This is a genomic window from Microbacterium sp. OVT16B, assembly GCF_019969705.1.
In the GTDB taxonomy this organism is placed as follows: domain Bacteria; phylum Actinomycetota; class Actinomycetes; order Actinomycetales; family Microbacteriaceae; genus Microbacterium; species Microbacterium natoriense.
Window position 1 is genome coordinate 3,405,464 of the sequence record NZ_JAHXZA010000001.1, and the last position, 22,717, is coordinate 3,428,180.

Consider the following 22,717-nt stretch of genomic DNA (forward strand, 5'->3'; position numbering starts at 1 on the left):
ATCCGCTTCTGGGGAATCTACTGATCTGGGGAGATCATGGGGACGCGCATCGGCTATGCCGTTGGTGCCTTCGACCTGTTTCACGTCGGGCACCTGAACCTTCTTCGACACGCCAAGCAGCAGTGCGACATTCTGATCGCCGGCGTCGTGAGCGACGAGATGCTGCGCGAGGTGAAGGGCATCGAGCCCGTCATCCCGACGGCGGAGCGCGCGGAGATCGTTCGTCACATCTCGTTCGTCGACGACGTCTACGTCGAGACGACGCCGTCGAAGATGGACTCCTGGCGAGACGTGCACTTCACGCACTTCTTCAAGGGCGACGACTGGCGGGGCACCGAGAAGGGCCTGCGGCTCGAGCGGGAGTTCGCCGAGGTCGGAGTGGAGGTCGTGTACTTCCCGTACACCGCCCACACCTCGAGCTCCTCGCTGCGCCGCGCCCTCGATGCGATCACCGCCGGGGCCGCGCAGACGGCATCCGCCGTCGCGCGCTGAGACCGACCGCATCGATCCGGCCGAGCTGGGGCCGCCGGGTCGATGCGGTCGAGGGACGCGCCGCCGCCCTCCGGGGTCGGCGGCGCGTGGTCAGTTGGCGACGCCGAGAAGGCTCCGAGCCATACGGGCCACCCGCGGAGGAGTGTGCGGGCCGAGCCAGACCGTCCACTGCGCCGGAGGCTCCGTGCAGGTCCACTCCACACACCAGGCGTGAACCGCGGCGGCGAGACGCTCCCCCTTGACGTGCTGGCGGATGCCGTCGCCCCGCATCAGCCATCGCACCGACACCCCGTCGGGCACGTCGATGTGGCGGAGCTGGATGCGTGCGGCGGCCTCGAGCAGGACCACGCCCTGCGCGTCCCACGGCAGCCGGGCGCAGATGCCGGCGATGAACACGGCGTCCGCGGCATCCCCCGCGATGAGCACCGCGCCCTCGATGCTCTCCCAGTCCGGATCCTCGAGGTGCTCGCATGCGGTGCTCATCCCTCAAGCATAGGTAAGGCTACCCTTACTCGTCAACGACGCCGGGGGCATCCGTTCGTCGTACCCTGGATGTATGACCACTCCTGCAGCATCCGAGATCACGATGTTCGGCGCCGACTGGTGCCGCGACTGCATCCGCACCAAGAAGCAGCTCGACGAGCTCGGCATCGAGTACACCTACATCGACCTCGTCGCCGATCCCTCCGCAGCCGACGTCGCGAAGGAGATCTCGGGCCGCACGAACATCCCCGTCGTCGTCTACCCGGACTCCTCCCACCACGTCGAGCCGTCCAACGCCGACGTCGAGGCGAAGCTCCGCGAGCTCTCCCTGATCTGATCCCGATCGGCGTTCGATCCTCGCCGACCCCTCAGCGGGACGGCGCGGATCGCCTCGCCGAGGCGACCGATACACTGGCGCGATGAGCACCGAGGCTCGCCCCGAACGAGCATCCGCACGCCTGCCCGCCCGCACGATCGCGCTGTACTCGATCGGCTCCCTGGGGACCGGCGGTTACGCGACCCTCCCGGGTCTCGTGCTGACCTACTTCCTCACCGACAACCTCGGCGTCGCGGCCCTGGCCGCGGGGCTCATCGTGACCGCGGCGAAGATCTGGGACGTGGTGATCGACCCGGTCATCGGGGCGGCATCCGACCGTCAGCTCGCCCGCACCGGCTCCCGCCGCGGATTCATGGTCACCGGCGCGCTCACGCTCCCCCTCTTCTTCGCGCTCACCTTCGCGGTGCCGCCATCGTGGGGCCCTGTCGCCGGCGCCGCGTGCGTGCTCCTGGCGTTCCTCGCCACCGCCACGGCCTTCAGCCTGTTCCAGGTGCCGTACGTCGCCCTCCCCGCCGAGCTCACCAACAGCTACGACGAACGCACGCGGCTGCTCGGCTGGCGCGTCATCGTCCTGACCGCGGCAATCCTGCTGTTCGGCGCGGGCGGCCCCGAGCTGCGCAAGGCCGGGTCCGACCAGGTCGTCGGATACCTGCTGATGGGCATCGCCGCCGGTCTCGCGATCGGCATCGGGATGTACGTGGCCGCGAAGACGGCGGATGCCGCGGCATCCCGTGCGCGCCCTGCGGCGAGCGCCGTGCCCGAGACGGCGAGCCTGCGCGACCACTACGCATCGGGGCTCAGCGCCCTCCGCCGCAGCCAGCCCTTCCGGGCGCTGCTCGCGACGTTCCTCCTTCAGGCGCTCGCGACCGGCACGATGCTCGCCGGCGCCCAGTACGTGGCGACCTGGGTGCTGCGGTCGGAGGATGCCGTGACGCTGGTCTTCCTCGCGCTCGTCGGCCCTGCGCTGCTCGCGACACCCGGCTGGACCGCGATCGCCCGTCGCGTCGGCAAGGAACGCGCATTCGGTGTCGCGAGCGTGCTTTTCACCGTCGCGGCGGCATCGATCACGCTCGCCGTGTGGGCGCCCGGACCGTGGATCTACGGTTCGGTGGCCGTGGCCGGAGTCGCCTACGCCGGGCTGCAGTCCCTGCCGATGGCCATGCTCCCCGACGTCATCTCGCATGACGAGCGCCTCCACGGCGCCGGCCAGGCCGGCACGTTCACGGGCGTCTGGACCGCCGGCGAGACCGTCGGCTTCGCCCTGGGCGCCACCGTCGTGTCGCTCACGCTGGCCGCGACCGGCTACGTGTCGACAGTCGCCGGGGCGACGACGACCCAGCCGGATGCCGCGGTCGCCGGCATCGTACTGAGCTTCAGCATCCTCCCGGCGGTCCTCATGCTGGGCAGTCTCGCCGCGCTGCGCCGCTACCGCCTCCGTCGCGCCGACATCGAGGGCTGATACCCGCTCGCGCAGGCTCCCCGTTCCCGCTGCGCTTCTCCCGCTCGCGCTGCTCCCCTCCCTCGCGCGGCTCTTCTCCCGCTCGCGCTGCTGATTGCTGCGCACGCGCCCGAAACTTCTGCAGCTCGTGCAGGTTCTCGCCGCGCGAAAGCCCAGGTCCACCACGTGAGACCGGGCCGAACCGGACCCGGCGGCATAAGCTGGGGTCCTGCCTGAAGGAGACGCCGATGACTTCTGCGACATCGCCCAGCGCCGACGAGAGCGCGTCGAGCACCCCTCGCCCTGCGAAGAAGGCCTCGTCGGGCGCGAAAGCCCCGAAGACCGCGCCCGCGACGCCGAAGCGCCCGGATGCTGCCCAGACCGCGAAGGCTCCGGCGTCTGCACGGCAGAAGAGCTCGGAAGCCGCCAGCACCGCACCTGCGACGGCGAAGAGCTCGGGTACCACCGCATCCGCCTCCGCCCTCCCCGCACTCGATGAGGGCGAGCGCACGCGCCTCGATTCCGCGATCGGCGACCTGCAGACCGGCGCCTCGATCTGGTCGGCGCTGACGCTGTCACAGCGCGTCACTCTCCTGCGCGCGGTGCGGACGAGCGTCGCGGCGACCGCCGAGGACTGGGCAGACACCGCTGCGGCGTCGAAGGGGCTGGACGGGCGGCATCCGCTTCGCGGCGAGGAGTGGCTGAGCGGCCCGTACAGCGTGCTCGGCGCCCTCGATGCCTACATCGAGACCCTCTCGCGTCTCGCCGACGGCACCAACCCCCTCGACGGCGTGAAGATCGACCGCGCTCCGGGCGGACGCACCCGCGTGCACACCTTCCCCCTGACCGGCATCGACAGGTTCCTGCTGTCGGGGTTCACCGGAGAGGTCTGGCTGGAACCGGGCATCACCCCGAACGGTGCGCGGGCCGCCGCGGGGCTCGCGCAGCGCACCCCGACCGCATCCGGCGGGGTCGGACTCGTGCTCGGCGCGGGCAACATCACCTCCATCCCCGTGCTCGACGTGCTCTACGAGCTGCTCGCCCACAACCGCACCGCGCTGCTGAAGGTCAACCCCACGCAGGACGCCCTCGTGCCCGTCTACAAACGCGCCTTCGCGCCGCTCATCGAGCCGGGGTTCCTGCGCATCGTGCGCGGCGGACCGGCGGTCGGCGCCTACCTGACCGGTCACCCCGACCTCGTCCACGTGCACATCACGGGCTCAGCGGCGACGTTCGACGCGATCGTGTGGGGCACGGGCGCCGCGGCCGCCAGACGCCGCCGCGAGAACCGTCCGCAGCTGAAGAAGCCGATCACCGCCGAGCTGGGCGGAGTCTCGCCCATCATCGTCGTCCCCGGCGCGTGGTCGGACGACGACCTGCGCTACCAGGCGGAGCACGTCGCGACCATGCGTCTGCAGAACGGCGGACACAACTGCATCGCCGGTCAGGTCGTCATCCTGTCGTCCGACTGGGCGCAGGCCGACCGCTTCCGCGCCGAGCTGCGCCGCGCCTACGCGAACGCCCCGGAACGGCCGATCTGGTACCCCGGGTCGCCCTCGAGGATGCAGCAGGCCACCGACGCGTACCCCGACGCCCTCGTGCTCGGCGACCGCCTGCTCGTCGAGATCGGCGACGGAGACGACCCCGACGCCCTGCAGCACACCGAGTACTTCGCCCCTGTGCTCGGCGTCGTGACCGTCCCCGGCGAGGGCCAGTCCTTCCTCGACGCCGCGGTCTCGTACGCCAACGACGAGCTGCAGGGCACGCTCGGCGCGAACCTGCTGATCGACCCGGCGACGGAGAAGTCGCTCGGCAGCGGATTCGAGCGTGCGATCGCGAACCTCCGCTACGGCTCGATCGCCATCAACGGCTGGACGGCCTTCGGCTTCATCACCCCGACCCTCACGTGGGGCGCGTTCCCCGGCAGCACGATCGACGACGTGGGCAGCGGCATCGGCATCGTGCACAACGCCCTGCTGCTCGACGGCGTGGAGCGCTCGGTGATCCGCGGACCGTTCCGCCCGTTCCCCCGGTCGCTGCCCGTGGTGAACGGCGGCGGTCGGCTCACGATCCTCCCGAAGCCGCCGTGGTTCGTGTCGGCCCGCACCGGCGCCGAGGTGAGCGAAGGGCTGACACGGTTCCGCGTGAACGGCAGCACCGCGGGTCTCGTGAAGACGCTGCTGAAGGCGCTGCGCGCGTAGCCCTGACCCCACCCCTTCTGTCTCGGTCGCTCCGCTCCCTCGCTCAACGGCCGAGAGGAAGCTCGCTCACCGACCGGCGGAGAATGACGCGGCGAAGCGGTCGGTCGCGGCCCTGAGCGCGCGCTGGATGCCGGGTTCGGATGCCGAGTGGCCCGCGTCGTCGACCACGACGAAGTCCGCCTCCGGCCACGCCCTGTGCAGGTCCCACGCGGTCATCATGGGCGTGCACACGTCATGCCGCCCCTGCACGATCACGGTCGGAATGTGACGGATGCCGTCCACCCCGGCGATCAGCTGTCCCTCGTCCCACCAGCCGCGATGCACGAAGAAGTGGTTCTCGATCCGCGCGAACGCGGTGGCCCTGCGCGCGTCGGACATCGCGGCGATCTGCTCGGCGTCCGGAGTGAGCGTGACCGTCGACGCCTCCCAGGTCGACCAGGCGACCGCGGCGGGCTCGTGCACGGCCGGGTCAGGATCGAACAGGCGTCGATGGTACGCCTCGATCATCCTCGTGCGCTCCAGCACGGGGATCGGCGCGATGAACGCCTCCCAGAGGTCGGGGAACAACGCGGCCGCCCCGCCCTCGTAGAACCACTCCAGCTCTTCGCGGCGCAGGGTGAAGATGCCGCGGAGCACGAGCTCGGAGACGGCATCCGGGTGCGCCTGCGCGTAGGCGAGCGCGAGCGCGCTGCCCCAGGAGCCGCCGAACACCTGCCAGGTGCGGATGCCGAGGTTCTTGCGCAGCAGCTCGATGTCGGCGATGAGGTGCGCGGTGGTGACGTGGCGCAGGTCAGCGCCCGCTTCCCCCGCATGCGGTGTGCTGCGTCCGCAGCCGCGCTGATCGAGCAGGACGATCCGGTAGACCTCGGGGTCGAAGAACCGTCGCTGCCAGGGCGACGTCCCGCTCCCGGGGCCGCCGTGGAGGAACACCACCGGCTTGCCCTCCGGGTTGCCGCTGACCTCCCAGTACATGCGGTGGCCGTCGCCCACGAGCAGCTCGCCCGTCTCATACGGCTCGATCGCCGGATACAGCGCATCCAGATTCATCGTCATCGATCCTCCAGATCACAGACCTACGCCGTCAACGCTACTGGCCGTCGAGCTGATCCCCCGGCAGAGTGAAGGTCGCCGCGCACACGTCGAGGCCGTTCTTGTACCCGTTCGCGAACCAGTACTGACGCTGGTCGCTCGTCCCGTGGGTGAAGCTCTCCGGATTCACGAAGCCGCCCGACTGCTGCTGGATGTGATCGTCGCCCACCACAAGTGCCGCATTGAGCGCGTCACGACGCTGCTCCTCGGTCGAAGGCTTCAGGTAGGGAACACCGTCGGCATCCTTGTCCTCCGACATGCGCGCGATCCAGGCCCCCGCATAGCAGTCGGCCTGGAGCTCGGTGCGCACGCCGTTGCTCTCGGGTCCTGTGCCGTTGTTCGGATACTTGTCCATCGTGCCGGTGATGTACTGGATGTGGTGGCCCCACTCGTGCCCGACGATGTAGAGCTGAGCGAGGTCTCCGGCGGAGGCCCCGAACTGCTGCTGCATGACCTGGAAGAAGGTGGGGTCGATGTAGACGGTCTGATCCGGCGGGCAGTAGAAGGGGCCCACCGCGTTCGATGCGGTGCCGCACGCCGTGGACGTCGACCCGTCGACGACGACCATGCCCGGCTTGACATATCCGTCGACGTGGTCCTCCCAGTAGGCGTTCAGCGCCACCTCGGCGCCCGCCATACGGCAGTCGGTCCTCTCGTTCGCATCCTGGCCGGTCTTGCAGTCCGTAAGACTCGACTCCTGGGGTGCTCCCGCGCCGCTCCCGCCACCATCGGTGCCGCCGGAGATCAGCCCGGTCAGGTCGATGCCCAGAAGCGGACCCGCGATCAGCGCGATGATCCCGAGGAGGCCGATTCCTCCGGCGCCGGCGACGACTGCCCCGCGTCCTCGGCGACGAGTGGTGTTGGTCGAGATGTCGGCATCCGGATTGAACGTCATGGATCGAGGGTACTCCCGGGCGGATGCCGTCATAGGCTCGACATATGACGACGACCATCACGATCACCGGTGCGGGCGGCCAGATCGGCTACGCCCTGCTGTTCCGCATCGCCGCAGGCGACCTGCTGGGGCCCGACGAGAAGGTCCGGCTGCGCCTCCTGGAGATCCCGCAGGGTCTGGGGGCCGCAGAGGGTGCGGCTCTGGAACTGCAGGACGGCGCGTTCGGGCTCCTCGAGCACGTCGAGGTGACGGACGACCCCGCTGTCGGCTTCGACGGAAGCGACCTCGCGCTGCTGGTCGGCGCCCGCCCCCGAGGACCGGGGATGGAGCGCGGAGACCTGCTCGCGGCCAACGGCGGCATCTTCGGTCCGCAGGGGCGCGCGATCGCGGCGCACGCGGCATCCGGTGTGCGCGTCACGGTCGTCGGCAACCCGGCCAACACCAACGCCCTGATCGCTGCGGCATCCGCCGACGGCGTGCCGGCGGAGCGCTTCACGGCGCTGACCAGACTCGATGAGAACCGCGCCCGCGGGCAGCTCGCGGCCACCCTCGGCGTCCCGGTCGAGACCGTGCGCCGGGTGCCCATCTGGGGCAACCACTCGGCGACGCAGTTCCCCGACGTCTCGCACGCGACCGTCGCCGGGATGCCGGTCGGCGATGCTCTCGCCGCCATCGTGGGCGACGTGCCCGCGTGGCTCGACGAGACGTTCATCCCGCGTGTCGCTCAGCGCGGGGCCGAGATCATCAAGGTCCGCGGATCGTCGTCGGTGGCCTCGGCAGCGAGCGCCACGATCGATCACGTGCGCGATTGGGTGCGGGGCACCGACGACTGGACCTCGGCGGGGGTGGTCTCCCACGGCGAGTACGGAGTGCCGGAGGGGCTGATCTCCTCGTTCCCCGTGCAGTCGGTGGACGGAGAGTGGCGCATCGTCGAGGGGCTCGAGCTCGACGCACGGTCTCGGGCCCGGATCGACGCGTCCGTCGCAGAGCTCGTCGACGAGCGCGAGACTGTGCGGGCGCTCGGCCTGCTCTGACCCGCACTCTTCCTCCCCATCGCGCCACCGATCGGGTTCGTCCACAGACCGCGGAACCGCCGGATTCTCTGGCCTAAAGTCGATGGACGAGCCCTGGTCGCCGGAGCAGAATGGGAGGGTGTTCGTGTCGCCTGACGTGATCGGAATGGTCATCGCCCTCTTCGCCTTTGCCGTCCTCGGTGGCGTCGGCGGGATGATCGCGCACCAGTCGAGGGGACTCGATGCACGGTTCGATCAGGTCGGAGCGCGCTTCGATCAGGTCGATGCACGGATAGACAGACTCGACACGCGCATCGACCGCGTCGAGGGCAGGATGGACCGCGTCGAGTCCCAGCTCGACCACCTGGCGGGTGAGATCGTCGAGGTCAAGATCGCCGTGGCCCGCCTCGAAGGTCCGCAACGGCGGCTGCAGCGACTCTGAGGGCGTGCCCGCAGGTTGCAGGCAGGCATGCCAGGGGTGTGCGGACAGGGCAGAATGGACGCTGGAGGTGCGCGATGAGCGAGATGACAGAACCGACGAAGGCTGCGGCATCCGTGGATGACGCCTTGACGAGCCCGCTGCACCTGCCGCACGCGGCCGCAGAGTGCCCGAAGTGCTTCACCGAGCTGCAGCAGAACAGGGACTTCTGGTCGGCGCGACCGGACGGGTCACGACTGGTCGGTCTGGTCGTCGCACGCGATGGGATGCCGTCGGTGGTCGAGCAGCGCGACGATCTCACCCGGTTCGGGGTGCCGATCGAGGGTTTCCGGCACCCGGCACCCGACATCCTGGAGAGCTGGAACGACCGCCTCGCGCGGCTGATCGCGACTCTGCACCCCGGTGACGTCCTGGTCGTCGCCAACATCAACGCTCTCGGCCGGAACGCCGATGAGGGCACCAGGACGGTGGCTGACTTGCGCCGTCGGGGCATCATGGTCAAGGTGCTCAGCCACAACGCGAGACACCTCGCCGACGCGGCTGCACGCTGAGACCGACCGCAACCCGTCGACCAACGACGGACGCGCGCGGTGATGGCTGCGCGGTCAGCTCCGCCCGGTCAGCTCCGCACCGTCAGTTGTGCGCGTTCGCTGCACCCGATCCACTCCGCGCCGTCGACGCCTCCTGATCAACTGCGCGTGGTCAGCCGAGCGCGATGACTGCGCGCGATCATGTCGGCCCGATCAGCTGTGCGCGGTCGCACCCGCGCGCAGCTGATCGCGCAGGGACTCCGGCTTGTCCTCGCTGAAGTAGGCGACGGCGATGAACTCGTCGAACAGTGCGAGCATCACGTTCTCCAGCTCGCCCAGCGGCGTCGAGAACCGCGCCATGAGCATCCGCTTCGTGTCGGGCACGGGGATCCAGTAGTCGGCGATCAACCGCAGGATCCCCTCCGAGTCCCCGCTCTCCTCGACCTGTTCGACGCGGTGCGTGCGCAGAGCGGGAACGCCCGGGCCGCGCACCTCGATCATCGAGGCGTACGCGCCGGGATCGAGCTGCTTCAGCCCTTCGGCCATGACCTTGAGCACCGACTGCGGCGCCGTGCCGACCGCTGGGCTCATCCGCAGGTCTGCGGGCTCGAAGACGAGGAGCGTCACCGGCAGCGGAGTGCCCCTGGCGATCTCGGTCGAGAACATGATGGCGCGGATATCGCCATCCGCCCCCGCCGTGACCGCCTGCTGCAGCTGACGCCGCACCGTGGCACGCTCGGCCGCTCGATCATCGGCCGGTCCCACAGCATCCTTGGCGATGCGCGCGATGGAGGACGTCGTGGCGTCTTCGCCGGACAGGTCCACCGAGAACCAGCGCCCGGGAAGGCGGAACCGCAGATCGCGACCGGTCACTCGGGTGCCGACCACTTCCCGTACCGAGCGCTCATGTCGGTCAGGCTCACTCCACCCGTGCCCGCATTCGTCACGCCCATCGGATCGAGATCGGCCGCCGCCGTCCTGAGATCGACGATCTCGTGGCCCTCCGCCGTATCCGCACCGGCCGTGATCTTGATCGTGTTCGGCTCCCAGGGAAGCGCACCCCAGATCGCCTCGACCACGGCATCCAGCTCATCAGCCGTGAGCGGCTCGGCGGTGTCGACCTCCAGTCCGAGGCTGAGTCGATGGCCCAGACCATTGGCCGACTGCGCGAGATCTCGCACTCCCACGACCCTCGGCACCGCCGCTGTCACGGCGTTCGCCACATCACCGTAGTCCACTGTCGACCCTTCCGTCTGTTCTGCCTGGCCCGTCTGCGGCATCAGCATCGTGCATCCCGCCAGCGCACCGCTCAGGAGCGACCCCGCCAGCATCACGGCGATGATCCGTCGCCCTCCGATGTGTCCTCGCCTCATGCTCATTCGCTCCAGTGGTAGTAGGACACGTCGACGTACCCATCCTCATTGAAGAAGTTCGAGAGACCGGGATGATTCGCCTGCACCTCGGCCAGATGATCCTGGTAGGTCTGCGAGTACTTGTCGGCGTTGTGTGCGCCGGCATCCACGCCCAGCACCGGGGCGGGGTTCGGCGGGTCCACGTGGATGGTCGTCCAGTTCGAGCCGTGCTCGGTGCCGAGGTCGCCGGCGACGATGTCGAGGTTCGGCACCGGGTCTCCGTTGTGCTGCACGGAGACCACGTCGACCGAATCGGGGATCGGCATGTGGTCGATGGGCGCCCCGGAGACGACGACGGCCTGCCAGTTGTAGTCGGAGTTGTACGCCGCGAGATGTCCGGCCATGATCCCGCCCTGGCTGAACCCGACGAGCATGACGGGGTCGTTCTCGCCGATGCCGGCCTGCTCCATCGCCTCGAGGACCGCCCGCTCGTACTGCGTCTGCAGCGCCGGCGTCAGCATCAGCGCGAGGTTGCTGTCGAGGTCGTTGACCGCTCCCTGGTCGCCGAAACGGGACAGCCACTCCTGCGTGCTGGGCAGCGTGACGGTGTAGTACCAGCCGTCGGGCCCGAGCACCTTGGTGATCTTCACGACCGAGTCGGTCTCCCCGCCGAGGCCGTCCACCTCCCCGGTGCCGTCGAGCACGGTCGCCAGACTCGGCCCCTCGGGAACGTCCTCCGCCGGCACGTTCGCGTAAGGATCCGTCTCGCTCACCCCCGGCGTGCCCTTGAGCACGTCGGACAGGATGCTCGTGATGATGAAGGCGGCGAGCACCCCGGCGATCACGGCCCCGATGATGAGACCGATCGTTCCGAACAGCGCGCCCACCGCGATGATGAGGAGCAGCACCACGAGAACGCCCAGGATCGCGATGAGCGTGTCGGCGATCTTCTTGAGCAGATCGACGACGTCCTGCAGGAAGTCGCCGATCCACTCGCCGATGCTCGCGAGGAAGTCGCCGATGTCGGAGAAGAAGTCGCCGACCTTGTCCCAGAACCCCTCGTTCGTGGAGTCGATGGCCGCGTCGATCTTGCGGATCGCGATCTCGGCGGCGTCGTTCATGGCCTCGCGCGCCGCGTCGATCCGCGAGCGCGCCGACCCGACGGCCGCCTGGGCGTCGTTCGCCGCACGCTGCGCACCGGGGACCTGATCGGCGAGGGAGGGATCGGTGGAGTCGCCGGCGGCATCCACCCGATCGTTGAGGTCGTGGAGCGCCGCGTCGGCGCGACCCTGTGCGAGGAGCGCGTCGTCGAGATCGTCCTGCGCGCGTTCGGCGTCGGCGTGAGCATCAGTGAGCGCGACGGCGTACTCGGTGAGCGCGTCGGCGGTTCCCTTGTAGCGCGGATGGATGCGCTCGAGGTCCGAGGAGATCTCGTCGTTCTGCTCGTAGAGCGCCTGGACGGCTTTGCCCTCGTCGTCCTCGACGATGCCGCGCAGTTCGTGGATCACCGTGAGGATGACGCCGGCCGATGCGACGAGATCCGCGGCGCGCGCGGTCAGCTCATCCGGTCTTCCGGGAAGAACGGTCATGGTCTAGCCTTCCCCGTCCTGGGCCATCTTCTGATCGAGGTCACGGAACGTGTCGACGATGGCCTGCATGAAGTCGGCCTGCGAACGCAGGTTGTCGCGCAGCTTCTCGCGCGCGATGTCCCATTTGCCGCCGAAGTCGTCGACCTTGTCGCTGAGACCGCCGTGACCAGTGAGGCCTCCGAGGTCGTCCGCGAAGGACTCCGCCTCGTCGAACGTCGTCGCCAGCCCTCTGGCCTTCTGCGCGGTCGACTGCAACCGCGCGAGGTCCATCCTGACGTCGCTCATGCATCTCCCCCGTCATCGCTCTGATCCAGCCGCGCGAGGCGGTCCGCCGTCGTCTCCCGCAGCCAGGCTCCCAGCGCGGCATCGGCCGCCCTCACCTCGGCGCGCAGCTCGGCGGCGTCCGCGGCGGACGCGGGCACACGCACCCGCAGCGACTGCATCGCCGCTCTCAGCGTCTCCTCCGACATCCGTACGACCCCTCCGTCGCGTGTATGCACAGGGGTCGGCCTCTCGGCCGACCCCCGAAGATCCTGCAGCAGCGTGTCAGCCGCCGGCGAGCTGCGTGTCCAGGTCCTGGATCGCACGCATCATGCCCAGCAGCGACTCCGACATGTCGTTGATACCGTCCACCGCGGTCTTCAGACCCGTGGTCAGCTCCCCGTAACCCTCACCGAACTTGCCCGACGCATGCTGCGTCTTGAAGTCCTCACCCAGCAGGGTGTCCACCTGAGACTTCAGAGAATCCAGCTGCCCCTGAATGTCATCACGAGCCTGCGACAGCGACGACGCCACCTGCTCCATCTCCGCATAAGACGCACCGAAATCGGCCATCGTCCACACCTCCGGTAATCGAATTGGACCGGACCTCTCCGGCCCGACACCACCAACCTAACAACACCCGCACCACCGGTCGATGGGCACAACTCCCCATCCACAACGGGTCGCGGAGCGGCTCGGATCAGGTCGTGGCTGTGATGACGGCGGCGGCCACAAGGCCCAGAACGATGAACAGGACTCCGACGGCGAAGCCCCTCCCCGACCTGGGCGCCGCGAAGAGCGCCTCGCGCTCGGCGTCGCGGCTCCTCCATCCCGATGCCGTCTCCGCCGGGACCGGAGCGTCCGGCCGCGAGAGGAGGGAGGCGAGAGCGCCGATGTCGCCGACCCAGCGCCAGAACGCGGGTTCCGCGAAGGGGAGGGCCTTGCGGGCGATGACATGGATCCGGCCGCCGTCCACCTCGACGTCGCACCGACCCGCCACCTCGCGCAGTGCGTCACGCACCGGCGGAGTCAGCCGCCTCCGCACGGCGTCGTCGTCCTGCGGCTCGCAATACACCCGCACGTGCGCGTCGAAGTCGGGGTCGATGCTGACCGGATGCTGCGCCTTCTGACGGGTCGACTGCTGGCTCCACACGTCTCCGAGCTTCGTGGCGACGGTCATCGACGGCACCGCGGTCGGAAGGTCCAGCGCGACGTAGGTCGCGCTGTGCTCCACCATCGAACGCCCCATGCTCCGCTCGTAGTAGTACGTGCCCGCTTCGAGTCCTGACCGCTCGGGGGAGGTCAGCAGGTCTCTGATCGCGAGCGGGCCGCCCACGCGGAAACGGGTGACGGGATGCTGCGCCGCCGGCTCGGCGGCGACGTGGCTCATCCGGTTGTCCGCCGCGAACCGCGGGAGCCGGTACGCGATGTCCGCGATCTCGCGGCGGCGTGATCCGAACGCGACGATCTGCGAGATCGCGAACGGCGCGACCATGAACGCGGCGATGATCCAGGTGAGGACGTTCATCCCGTCACCGCCGAAGATCATCTGGACGAACATGACCACGATCGCGGCCAGCGCGCCGAACCCGAGAACCTGGAAGACGACTCTGATGACGAGCCGTCGCACCGACAGCTCTTCCGCAGCGCTCCCGTGGATCGCACCGTCCGCCGGAAGGGCGGGCGCCGACGGGCTGATCGGTGCGTGCATGGCGGCGGTGTCGAACTCGAGGGAACTCACGCCTTCCACTCGTCTCCCGCCCGGACGACAGCGGCCAAGAGCTCCTCGACCCGGTCGTGGTTCGCGAGCGGGACGAAGCCCTCCACGCGCGCGGCGGAGAGGATGCTCTCGGCGATGGGCTCGGCGACGGCCAGCGAGTACGGCGCCACCGGACCCAGCAGAGCACCTGCCGTGAGCCCCTGCCCGAAGAAGAGCCAGCGACGGGTCCCGAAGTCCACACCGTCCTCGCGCTGCGCGAGGGTCGAGGAGAATCCGACGCCGAGATGCTCCGTCTCCACGCGAAGCGACGCCGGAGGCAGGATCGCCGACGGCGCCCACAGGAAGTCGGCCTGCTCCTGCCGGGTGAGCTCGCGGTCGACGACGAAGAACACCAGGGGAGCGAGCACGGCGGCATCCGTGCCGACCAGCAGGAACCGTCGCGCGTCGTCGGAGACCTCGGCGGCGACGCTCTCCAGCGCCCCCTGGAGGCGCGCGCGAAGTGCGACCGGCACATCGACGACCGCGGTGAACCGGGAGACGGCCTGAGCCGCCCACTCGGCGGCGCCCAGCTGCCGGACGTCGGCGGTCTCCACCGGGATGGCCTTGGCCAGCTCGAAGTCGAAGCCGATCTCCATCATGCCTCCCAGGTGAACGTGGCGATGTGGGCGTCGAAGAGCGCCACCCAGAGTTCAAGGACCGGGTCGTCCTCGGGCAGATCGGCCTCGTGCGCGACGGTGACCGTCCACTGCACGGCTTCGGTGAGCTTCGAGCCGGGGATCGGGATGAGGTAGTTGATCATGAACGACACGGCATCGACGTCATCCACGGAGACAGGGCGGCGCTCGGTCCAGCGGACGATGCGATGCCCCTCGCCGACGGCGACGCCGCCCTGGTTGGCGATCACGTTCTCGACGACGCGTCCGAGAGGAGCCTCGGGCGTCGCCGCTCTCTTGATGCCGATCAGGCTCGCGGAGCCGAGCGCCCAGGTGGGCGCGCTCTCCCCCGCGAAGGCGTACACGAAACCGTTCTGCGCGCGCACGGAGGCGAGCGCATCGCGGACCTGTCGCGAGAGGTTCAGGGTGAGCGCCTCGGTCGCCTGCGCGGCGCGCAGCCGGGTCGTCGCCCGCTTCACCAGCTCCTTCTCGGTCTGCTCGCTCAGGTCGTAGGCGTCCCACCCCGGAGGGAGGAGCATGCGATACGGGGGAATGGTGGCGCCGCGGCGCCCGAGCAGCTCAGATCGAAGATCGCTCATGGCACCAGTCTGTCATCCCTGCAGAAGCGCGAACGGTCAGCTGAACGGGTTCTGATCGGGATCGAAGGTCCCCGACCAGGCGCCGCCGAAGGAATCCTTGGTGGCGCCGGCGATCGCGAACTGCGCGGACCAGATCTTCCCGACCATCTCGAGCGTCTGCACGCCGGTGGCGGTGCCGCTCGTCAGCGACCCGAACTCCACGAGAGAGTGGCCTCCGAAGAGTCGTGCGCTGAAGTCGGGGAAGCTCCTCACCAGATCGGTCTGGCGGCTCCACGCGCTCCACCCCGCGGCGGGGGTCATCCTGGCGAGGAAGCCGGTGCCGGCCGGGGCGCTGGCGAAGGTCCGGATGCCGCGGGCGGCGGGACCGATGAAGGGGATGACGCCGATCACGCCGAAGGCCACGTCGACCCAGCTGCCCTCCCCGCGTATCGCCCGTGTGAGCGCGACCGCGAGGGTGAGCACGGCGACGATGCCGGCGAGGACGGCGATGATCGGTCCGCCGACGATGATGGCGAGCACCGCGAGGATGATGCCGGCGACGGCCAGCACATCGGACATGAACTGCAGGAAGCCGCCGAAGTCATCGCTCCAGGAGTCCTCGATCTTGCCCGCCATGTCGTCGCGGATGCCGTTGGCGGCGTTGGTGAACGCCGTGTGCCACGAGTCCCACTCGGCGTCGTAGTCCTTCGCACGGGCGTCCCAGGCGCCCTTGGCGTTGGTGGCGACGGTGTTCGCGGCTCCGGCCGCCTCGTCTCGCGCATCCTCGGCGTCCTTGCGGAGCTGCTCGTCGTCGGCGTCGTCGCCCGTCGGGTAGTCGGGGCGCTCGTTGCGCGCCGATTCCGCGGCCTCGGCCTTGCGGTTGTACTCGTCCCAGAGGTCGCAGAGGTCCTCGATGATCGTGGTCATCGCCGTCTGGGACCCCTCGAGCTCCTGCCCGTAGGTCTTGATGTAGGGCGCGACCACGCTGTAGAGCTCGCCGCCCTTCTTGAGGTCCTGGTGGACCTCCTTCGACAGCTCCTTGAGCTTGTCGATCGCGTCGCCCCTCATGTCGGAGCCGTTGTCGACCAGACGCTGGAGGAGGGCGGAGGACTTCTGCATGTCCGTCGCGAGCTCGCTGATCTGCGTGCCGCGCTCCTTGATCGCGTCGGCATCACCCGTGACCACCTGGATGTAGTGTCCGGCGGGGGAGGTCTGAGGCATCATCCGGTACATCGTCAGTTGCCCCCGTTGTTCTCTGACTTCTTCGCGGCTTCGACGTCGAAGTCCTTGAAGCCCTTGATCACGCCTTCGAGATGTTCTGCGACCTTCTTGCAGTTGTCCATCAGCGTCTTGCGCTTGTCGTCCCAGCGGCCTTCGAAGTCGTCGGCGGCATCCTGCAGAGCGTCTTCGCCGTAGGGCCGCCCGACGGCATGGGACAGATCCCTGCGCCGGCTCCCCGCCGCCTCGAACTCGCCGATGATGTTCTTGAGCTCGGTCTGCAGATCATCAAGATCGTCGTACTTGAGCTTGACCCCGTCGCCCACGCTGTTCTCCTCCGGTATGTGTCAGATAGCGGGGGTCGGCCTCTCGGCCGACCCCCGAAGATCCTGCAGCAGCGTGTCAGCCGCCGGCGAGCTGCGTGTCCAGATCCTGGATCGCACGCATCATGCCCAGCAGCGACTCCGACATGTCGTTGATACCATCCACCGCGGTCTTCAGACCCGTGGTCAGCTCCCCGTAACCCTCACCGAACTTGCCCGACGCATGCTGCGTCTTGAAGTCCTCACCCAGCAGGGTGTCCACCTGAGACTTCAGAGAATCCAGCTGCCCCTGAATGTCATCACGAGCCTGCGACAGCGACGACGCCACCTGCTCCATCTCCGCATAAGACGCACCGAAATCGGCCATCGTCCACACCTCCGGTAATCGAATTGGACCGGACCTCTCCGGCCCGACACCACCAACTTTACGAAACAACACCCCCCACCGCGATGGGGAGGACTCCCCATCCGCCGTCTCTCAGTGCGAGAACGCCGTGACGAGCGCCGCCGCCGCGAGTCCGACAACCAGCGGAAGGAGGCAGCCGAGCACGAACGGCCTGCTGCTCCTGCGCCCATCGAACAGCGCTTCGCGCCGCACGCGCCGCGCCGGATCGGCGGATGTGCCCACCCGCACGCCGCCGTCATCGACGGCATCCACCATCGCCACGAGGTCCTCGACCCACTCCCAGAACGCGACGTCGGCGAGTCGAAGCTGCCTCCGCGCGAGGAAGAAGACGCTCCCGCCGACGATCTCGACATCGCCGTGGCGCACCAGCGCGATCAGCGCGGTCTGCACGGGCTCCGTGAGCACGGCGCGGACGCGATCAGCGTCCTCCACGGCGCAGAAGACGCGGAACGTGGAACCGAACCCGCCTTCGAAGGGCAGCGGCGTCTGCTGCGGCTGCGGCGCCCACGCCCCCGCCTGATCGCTGGGGATGCGGCCCTGATCGTCATCGCCGGAAGCGGGATCCCCGACTCGAGCACCGCGAACGTCGCGCTCCGCGGCATCCGTGTGCGGGCCGTCCACGTCTCGTAGGAGTAGTTGGCGACCTCGAACCTGCGCGGCGAGGCCGCGACCATCACGTCGCTCGCGACCCGTGCGCCGCCCACCTGGAACAGTGCGGCGGGGAGGTCGGGGTCGCTCTCGGCCAGCACGTGGGAGAGGCCGTTCGCGGCGGCGAACCTCGTCAGCCGGTACACGTCGGCCTCCACGGCATCCGGACCCGTCCGGTACGACCGCACCCGTGCGACGGCGAGCGGTGCGACCACGAGCGCCGCGATGATCACGGTCGCGGCGTTCAGCCCCTCCCCGCCGAAGGCGAGCTGCACCGCCACGACGGCCAGCGCCGCCAGGATGCCGCCACCGGCGACGAGGACGACGGTCTGGAAGACGGACCAGGCCATGCCGACCCTGGCACCGGTCCGGCGCCCCTCACGATCGATCCGCTCCTGGAACTCGCGGTGCGCGACGGCGGGGTCGACCGGTGCACTCAGCGCCGACATGTCGAAGCTCACGGGCATCGTTCCACCTTCCTGCGTCTGTCAGCGGCGACGGCATCCGGGCCGCCGCGCGCTCACGCCGTCCGCTCGCCCTCGACGAGCGGCATCTGCACGGTGACCTGACGCCCGGCCTGCACGAAGATGCCGCGGCCGTCGGGGAAGTCCGTGCGCTTGACCTTCGGGAAGGGCACCTTGAAGACGGCGTCGCCGTCGAAGGCGTCGGGCTTGAGGATGATGCCCTTGCGTCCGGCCTTGAAGTCTCCGATGAAGCCGAATCCGCTGGTCACCTGCGTGACGTCGGCGTCGCCGATCAGCAGGTGGTCGCTGCGGTTGATCGCCTGGAACAGCGCCTTCATCTCGCGCTCGGCGGGCCCGTCGGCGAACTGCGGCACGTCCTCCACCACGATCAGCATCCGCACGGGAACCGTCTCGTCCACGGCGATCTCGGCGATCTCCTTCGCGAGCTCCTTCGCGTCCTCCGGTGTGACGGCGCTGCGCGTCCAGTCGGCGAACTCCTTGAGCTGCGCACGCCGACCGCCGAAGTGGAACAGCTTGATCTCGGGGTCGAAGCGGCGCATCGATCCGATGATCGCCTTGAGCGCGTTCGTCTTGCCCGACTGCGGCGGCCCCGCGACCACGAACGTGCCGACCGGGTCGAAGTCGCGTGCGGCCAGGGTGTCCTCCGCGATGCCGAGCACGGGGAACTCCCCGATGCGGTCCGGCAGCTCCCGCGGCGAGAGCCGGGTCGGCAGTGCGCCGATCTCGGCGACCTCGCGGGCTCCGGCGGCACGCAGCTCCGCGGCGAGCAGGCCCTGCAGCTTCGTCTGCTCCGCCACGTTGGGGGTTCCGCCGAGGGTGGCGATCTGGGTCTCCAGCCCGTCGACGATCGCGCGCCCCGGTGCGGAGCGCTCGTCGAGCACGTCCTTGGGCGCGTTCAGCATCGCGTAGCCCGACTCGTCGGACAGACGCAGCACGACCCGGCGCGACACGTTCGCACTCACGGCCGTCGGCACGGAGCCCGAGCGATCCGCGCTGGCGATCACGTGGACGCCGAGCGGCCGTCCCTCGCCGAGGATCCGCATGAACGTCTGGTAGAACGGCATCCTCGCGGTCGTCGACTCCCACTCGCTGCGGAACTGGGGGAAGCCGTCGATCAGCAGCAGGATGCGCGACTCGGCCGTGCCGGTGATCTCGCGGTACTCCGTCAGGCTCGACGCGTTCGCCGCGCTGAACCGCTTGCCGCGGTCGTCGAGCACCCTCGACAGCGAGCGCAGGATGCGCTGCACGCGCTCGGCGTCGTCGCCCGAGATGATCGAGCCGACGTGCGGGAGCTCTTCGAGGCTCTTGAGCGAGCCGGAGCCGAAGTCGAGCCCGAAGACCTCGACGTTCGACCGGGCCGGGTCGAACCCCGCAGCGATCGCCAGGGTGCGCAGCACGGTCGACTTGCCGGAGCCGCTGGTGCCGTAGACGAGCAGCGAGCCGTCCTTGTCGGGGTGGAAGTACGCCGGCTCCTGCAGCTGGCGCTCCGGCACGTCCATCTTGCCGAGCAGGATCTGCCCGTCGCCGAGCACGGGCAGATCGCGCATGTCGACGGCCCGCTCGAGGTCGTCCAGCCACGGGCGCCGAGGTGCGGGGATGCGGGCGGCGGTCGCCGCCTTCACGAGGGTCGCGACGATGCGCTTCTGGTCGTTCGGGCCGAGGTCCTCGTCGTGCGAGTCCGACTCGGGCGCCTGCTCGGCCTCCCAGGTCTGGATGGAGCCGAACCGCAGCTCCGCCACCTTGACCTCGGCGGCCTGCACCTCGTCGGTGCTCCAGCCACCCGCATAGGCGGACTGGAAGGGCACCAGACGCCCCGGTCCGGTCTTGGCGATGCCGCGGCCGGGGAGGGACGGAGGGAAGGATGCCGCCACCGGGTCGTCCACGACGTCCTTCGAGTCCGACTCGTCGGCCATGCGCAGCGCGACGCGCAGGTTGGTGTTGGCGCGGAGGTTGTCCTTGATGACGCCGGCCGGACGCTGGGTGGCCATGATGAGGTGGATGCCGAGAGACCGCCCGCGCTGGGCAATGTCGACGACGCCGTCGACGAACTCCGGGACCTCTCCGGCGAGCGCGGCGAACTCGTCGATCACGAGCACGAGCGCGGGCGGCGTCTCGGGGTCGCGGCGCTTCTCGAGTTCGAGGAGGTCCTTCGCCTTCTTGCGGTTGAACAGGTGCTCGCGGTGGTGCAGCTCGGCGCGCAGGCTGGTGAGCGCGCGCCGCACGAGGTGCGGGCTCAGGTCGGTCACCAGACCCACGGTGTGCGGCAGATCGACGCAATCCGCGAACGCGGAGCCGCCCTTGTAGTCGACGAAGAGGAACGTCACGCGGTCGGGGCTGTGCGCGGCGGCCATGCCGAGCACCCACGCCTGCAGGAACTCGCTCTTACCTGCTCCGGTGGTTCCGCCGACGAGGGCGTGCGGTCCCTGGGTGCGCAGGTCGAGCGTCATGGCGTCGGTCTGCGACTGACCGATGATCGCACGCAGGTTGCCCGCCTTCTTGAGACGCGGCTGCGGTGCCCCCGAGCGATCGATGATCGTGTTGTTCTGCCGCCACCGGTCGATCACCGCGTTCGGGTCTGTCGCGAGGTCGGCGCCGATCAGCGACAGGAACATGACGGAGTTGGGGATGTCGGAGGAGTCCTCGATCACCGTGCTGGAGTCGACCACCGGCGCGAGCCGCTTGGCGAACATCGTCATGTACGAGTGCGAGACGCCCTCGACCTGCACATCGCGATAGGCGACGCCGCTGCGCACGGTGCCGACGGTGGCGTGCTCGAGCCCTCGACTCACGTCGACGAACGTGCGGCACGCGGCGGGCAGCGCCGCCACCACGGGGGCGACGAAGAGGCCGTAGACGCCGACGTCGGCGCCCCGCTCGAGGATCTGCGTGAGCCGGGCTCGGTCGACCGGCGCATCGTTGGTGACGATGACGAGGATCGCGGTCTGGCCGGGGAACGTCGCATCCTCCGCCGCCCGCTTGACGTCGGTGCCGAAGAGCATCGGATCCCAGTCGTCGCCGTAGGGCGGCCGCTGCGACTTCGCCTCCCTGGAGCGACGCATCACGATCTCCTCCAGACCCGACAGCAGGGCGGCGCCCGTGGAGGCCGAGTCTGCGAGGGAGACGTCCTTGAACGGGTTGCGCTCGCTGGACGTGTGCGGCAGCCACTTCAACCAGTCGAGCTCGTTGGCCCAGCCGGGTTCGGTGAGGGCCACGGTGACCAGCTCGTTCGGCGAGTGCATGCCGAACAGCTGCACCGCGATGCCGCGGAGGGCATCGCTCGCGAGCGACGTGGGACCGGCGACGCCGATCGAGCCGACGCTCTGCAGCGATTCGAGGATCGGCACGTCGCTGATCATCCGGTAGCGCTCTTCGAGCCGGTCGACGCGCTCGACGTACTCGACCAGAGCCTCTGGCGTCTCGGTGCGCTTGATCGCGGTGCGCGACTCGTCTTCGCAGACGCCGAGCCGCACCGAGAGGAAGTTCCAGTGCTCAGGGCGACGGGTCCACAGGAGCGGGCCGAGCCGCATCGCCTCGTCGAAGACGACGGCGACGGCGGGCACCTCGTTCTGACGCACCTCCCGCTCCTTGGGGTGGGAGTGGTAGAGCTTCTCCTCCAGACGCTCGAACTGCTCCTCGAAGGACTCCGCCTCCTTGCGCAGCCGCTGGCCGAGATTGGTCTTCTGCGAGATGAAGTTGCCGAACATCATGAGCGGCGACATGAAGATCACCAGCAGCGCGCGCGGATTGTCGAACATGAAGAACGTCACGGCGCCCAGCAGGACCGGCGCGACGAGCATCGGCCAGGGGAAGAGGCGCTGCACCTGGTCGCGGGGATAGCGGGGCTCATCGAGGTCTTCTCCGGTGAAGCGCTCCTCGACGCGCGGGCTGCGGTTGAACAGCAGGGCGCCGCCGCGTTCGAGCACGGGGTCGCCGGACGCCGAGCCGTCGAAGTCGCCGACCAGGTGCACCACGAACTCGCAGTCGCCGAGCGTGAAGTGCTGGCCGGGGATGACGCGCAGGCGCTGCACGAGACCGCCGTCGACGAGGATGCCGTTCGCGGAGTTCAGGTCGACGAGCTCGACGAAGGTCGCAGCGACCTCGATGCGCGCGTGGCGCTTCGAGATCAGCGGATCGGCGATCGCGACGTCGTTCGCGTGATCGCGGCCGATCATGAAGTGACCGATCGGCAGCGGGAACTCCTGCCCGGCGGCGGGACCTGCCACCACGGTGAGCACGGCCGCTGGGCGCGCGCTCGCCGAGCCCGTCGAGGCGCGGTTCGCGCCCACGTTGACCACCTCGGCGAGGAAGCCGGAGCCGATCGGGGCGTCCCCGACGAGGAGATCGGGGCTGAGCATGGTCAGCTGATCGCTGGTGGGCGGTGCGACCGACAGCGTGAGCACGTCGGAGGGGCCGGCGGGGATGCTGCGCAGCGGGTCGGTCGAGGCGATCTGCCTCGCGACGTCGGCGACCGTCGCCGTCGAATCCGCCATCACGACGACATCCGTCAGCGGGGCCGAAGGGCGCCGCAACGTCAGCTTGACTCTCATCGTCCGTCCTCACCGCGCCG

General features: G+C 69.3%; 25 protein-coding genes. 7 read left to right on the forward strand and 18 right to left on the reverse strand.

The window, feature by feature from the left end:
• The first annotated feature begins 36 nt into the window (after positions 1 to 36).
• The gene (locus LC438_RS16140) at positions 37 to 492 is read left to right on the forward strand and encodes an adenylyltransferase/cytidyltransferase family protein (protein WP_105673915.1); all 456 of its coding nucleotides are present in this window, start codon (positions 37 to 39) and stop codon (positions 490 to 492) included.
• Positions 493 to 582: 90 nt separating this feature from the next.
• Here LC438_RS16140 and LC438_RS16145 read toward each other — a convergent pair whose 3' ends face one another.
• Positions 583 to 975: an SIP domain-containing protein gene (locus tag LC438_RS16145; protein ID WP_223587176.1), complete on the reverse strand. Its 393-nt coding sequence runs from the start codon at positions 973 to 975 to the stop codon at positions 583 to 585.
• A gap of 73 nt (positions 976 to 1,048) precedes the next feature.
• Here LC438_RS16145 and LC438_RS16150 point away from each other — a divergent pair, with 73 nt between their 5' ends.
• The 3 genes from LC438_RS16150 (at position 1,049) to LC438_RS16160 (ending at position 4,951) form a co-directional block, all read left to right on the forward strand.
• Positions 1,049 to 1,312 carry a glutaredoxin domain-containing protein gene (locus tag LC438_RS16150; RefSeq protein ID WP_105673911.1) on the forward strand — a complete coding sequence of 88 codons (264 nt, stop codon included), beginning with the start codon at positions 1,049 to 1,051 and terminating at the stop codon, positions 1,310 to 1,312.
• An 82-nt stretch (positions 1,313 to 1,394) separates the two neighbouring features.
• On the forward strand, positions 1,395 to 2,771 hold the full coding sequence (locus LC438_RS16155; RefSeq protein WP_223587177.1) for an MFS transporter: 1,377 nt from the start codon (positions 1,395 to 1,397) through the stop codon (positions 2,769 to 2,771).
• A 227-nt stretch (positions 2,772 to 2,998) separates the two neighbouring features.
• A complete protein-coding gene (locus LC438_RS16160; RefSeq protein ID WP_223587178.1) occupies positions 2,999 to 4,951 on the forward strand; it encodes an aldehyde dehydrogenase family protein in 1,953 nt (650 codons plus the stop codon).
• Positions 4,952 to 5,017: 66 nt separating this feature from the next.
• Here LC438_RS16160 and pip read toward each other — a convergent pair whose 3' ends face one another.
• On the reverse strand, positions 5,018 to 6,004 hold the full coding sequence (gene pip, locus LC438_RS16165; RefSeq protein ID WP_181155868.1) for a prolyl aminopeptidase: 987 nt from the start codon (positions 6,002 to 6,004) through the stop codon (positions 5,018 to 5,020).
• 34 nt (positions 6,005 to 6,038) lie between these two features.
• Positions 6,039 to 6,935, reverse strand: a complete 897-nt coding sequence (locus LC438_RS16170; RefSeq protein ID WP_223587179.1) for a neutral zinc metallopeptidase — start codon at positions 6,933 to 6,935, stop codon at positions 6,039 to 6,041.
• Positions 6,936 to 6,979: 44 nt separating this feature from the next.
• Between LC438_RS16170 and LC438_RS16175 the strand changes: the two genes are divergently transcribed.
• From LC438_RS16175 to LC438_RS16185, 3 genes are all read left to right on the forward strand, one after another.
• The gene (locus LC438_RS16175) at positions 6,980 to 7,969 is read left to right on the forward strand and encodes a malate dehydrogenase (protein ID WP_223587180.1); all 990 of its coding nucleotides are present in this window, start codon (positions 6,980 to 6,982) and stop codon (positions 7,967 to 7,969) included.
• 118 nt (positions 7,970 to 8,087) lie between these two features.
• Positions 8,088 to 8,390 (forward strand): hypothetical protein, encoded by a 303-nt coding sequence (locus LC438_RS16180; RefSeq protein ID WP_223587181.1) that lies wholly within the window; start codon positions 8,088 to 8,090, stop codon positions 8,388 to 8,390.
• A 74-nt stretch (positions 8,391 to 8,464) separates the two neighbouring features.
• Entirely contained in the window at positions 8,465 to 8,938 is a 474-nt protein-coding gene (locus LC438_RS16185; protein WP_223587182.1) for a recombinase family protein, read from the forward strand.
• 192 nt (positions 8,939 to 9,130) lie between these two features.
• Here the strand turns inward: LC438_RS16185 and LC438_RS16190 are convergent, their stop codons facing one another.
• From LC438_RS16190 to LC438_RS16260, 15 genes are all read right to left on the reverse strand, one after another.
• Entirely contained in the window at positions 9,131 to 9,790 is a 660-nt protein-coding gene (locus LC438_RS16190; protein WP_223587183.1) for a hypothetical protein, read from the reverse strand.
• Positions 9,787 to 10,296: a hypothetical protein gene (locus LC438_RS16195; protein ID WP_146114288.1), complete on the reverse strand. Its 510-nt coding sequence runs from the start codon at positions 10,294 to 10,296 to the stop codon at positions 9,787 to 9,789. Before LC438_RS16195 ends, LC438_RS16190 begins: the two co-directional genes overlap by 4 nt.
• The gene (locus LC438_RS16200; RefSeq protein ID WP_223587184.1) at positions 10,293 to 11,858 is read right to left on the reverse strand and encodes a hypothetical protein; all 1,566 of its coding nucleotides are present in this window, start codon (positions 11,856 to 11,858) and stop codon (positions 10,293 to 10,295) included. Before LC438_RS16200 ends, LC438_RS16195 begins: the two co-directional genes overlap by 4 nt.
• Before the next feature lie 3 nt (positions 11,859 to 11,861).
• The gene (locus LC438_RS16205; protein ID WP_105673895.1) at positions 11,862 to 12,143 is read right to left on the reverse strand and encodes a hypothetical protein; all 282 of its coding nucleotides are present in this window, start codon (positions 12,141 to 12,143) and stop codon (positions 11,862 to 11,864) included.
• The gene (locus LC438_RS16210) at positions 12,140 to 12,328 is read right to left on the reverse strand and encodes a hypothetical protein (protein WP_223587185.1); all 189 of its coding nucleotides are present in this window, start codon (positions 12,326 to 12,328) and stop codon (positions 12,140 to 12,142) included. Before LC438_RS16210 ends, LC438_RS16205 begins: the two co-directional genes overlap by 4 nt.
• A gap of 76 nt (positions 12,329 to 12,404) precedes the next feature.
• Positions 12,405 to 12,692 (reverse strand): WXG100 family type VII secretion target, encoded by a 288-nt coding sequence (locus LC438_RS16215; protein ID WP_105673989.1) that lies wholly within the window; start codon positions 12,690 to 12,692, stop codon positions 12,405 to 12,407.
• Positions 12,693 to 12,819: 127 nt separating this feature from the next.
• Positions 12,820 to 13,860, reverse strand: coding sequence for a hypothetical protein (locus LC438_RS16220; RefSeq protein ID WP_223587186.1), 1,041 nt, complete (start codon positions 13,858 to 13,860; stop codon positions 12,820 to 12,822).
• Positions 13,857 to 14,477 carry a hypothetical protein gene (locus LC438_RS16225; RefSeq protein WP_146114286.1) on the reverse strand — a complete coding sequence of 207 codons (621 nt, stop codon included), beginning with the start codon at positions 14,475 to 14,477 and terminating at the stop codon, positions 13,857 to 13,859. The genes LC438_RS16220 and LC438_RS16225 overlap by 4 nt, the downstream gene beginning before the upstream one ends.
• Positions 14,474 to 15,091, reverse strand: a complete 618-nt coding sequence (locus LC438_RS16230) for a hypothetical protein (RefSeq protein ID WP_223587187.1) — start codon at positions 15,089 to 15,091, stop codon at positions 14,474 to 14,476. Before LC438_RS16230 ends, LC438_RS16225 begins: the two co-directional genes overlap by 4 nt.
• A gap of 36 nt (positions 15,092 to 15,127) precedes the next feature.
• Positions 15,128 to 16,294 carry a DUF308 domain-containing protein gene (locus tag LC438_RS16235; protein WP_223587188.1) on the reverse strand — a complete coding sequence of 389 codons (1,167 nt, stop codon included), beginning with the start codon at positions 16,292 to 16,294 and terminating at the stop codon, positions 15,128 to 15,130.
• 11 nt (positions 16,295 to 16,305) lie between these two features.
• On the reverse strand, positions 16,306 to 16,614 hold the full coding sequence (locus LC438_RS16240) for a flagellar protein FlgN (RefSeq protein WP_105673883.1): 309 nt from the start codon (positions 16,612 to 16,614) through the stop codon (positions 16,306 to 16,308).
• A gap of 76 nt (positions 16,615 to 16,690) precedes the next feature.
• Positions 16,691 to 16,978: a WXG100 family type VII secretion target gene (locus LC438_RS16245; protein WP_105673989.1), complete on the reverse strand. Its 288-nt coding sequence runs from the start codon at positions 16,976 to 16,978 to the stop codon at positions 16,691 to 16,693.
• 111 nt (positions 16,979 to 17,089) lie between these two features.
• On the reverse strand, positions 17,090 to 17,422 hold the full coding sequence (locus tag LC438_RS16250) for a hypothetical protein (protein ID WP_223587189.1): 333 nt from the start codon (positions 17,420 to 17,422) through the stop codon (positions 17,090 to 17,092).
• Complete coding sequence (locus LC438_RS16255) at positions 17,392 to 18,132, reverse strand: hypothetical protein (RefSeq protein ID WP_223587190.1); 741 nt, start codon at positions 18,130 to 18,132, stop codon at positions 17,392 to 17,394. Before LC438_RS16255 ends, LC438_RS16250 begins: the two co-directional genes overlap by 31 nt.
• A gap of 53 nt (positions 18,133 to 18,185) precedes the next feature.
• The gene (locus LC438_RS16260) at positions 18,186 to 22,697 is read right to left on the reverse strand and encodes an FtsK/SpoIIIE domain-containing protein (protein WP_223587191.1); all 4,512 of its coding nucleotides are present in this window, start codon (positions 22,695 to 22,697) and stop codon (positions 18,186 to 18,188) included.
• Between the last annotated feature and the right edge of the window lie 20 nt (positions 22,698 to 22,717).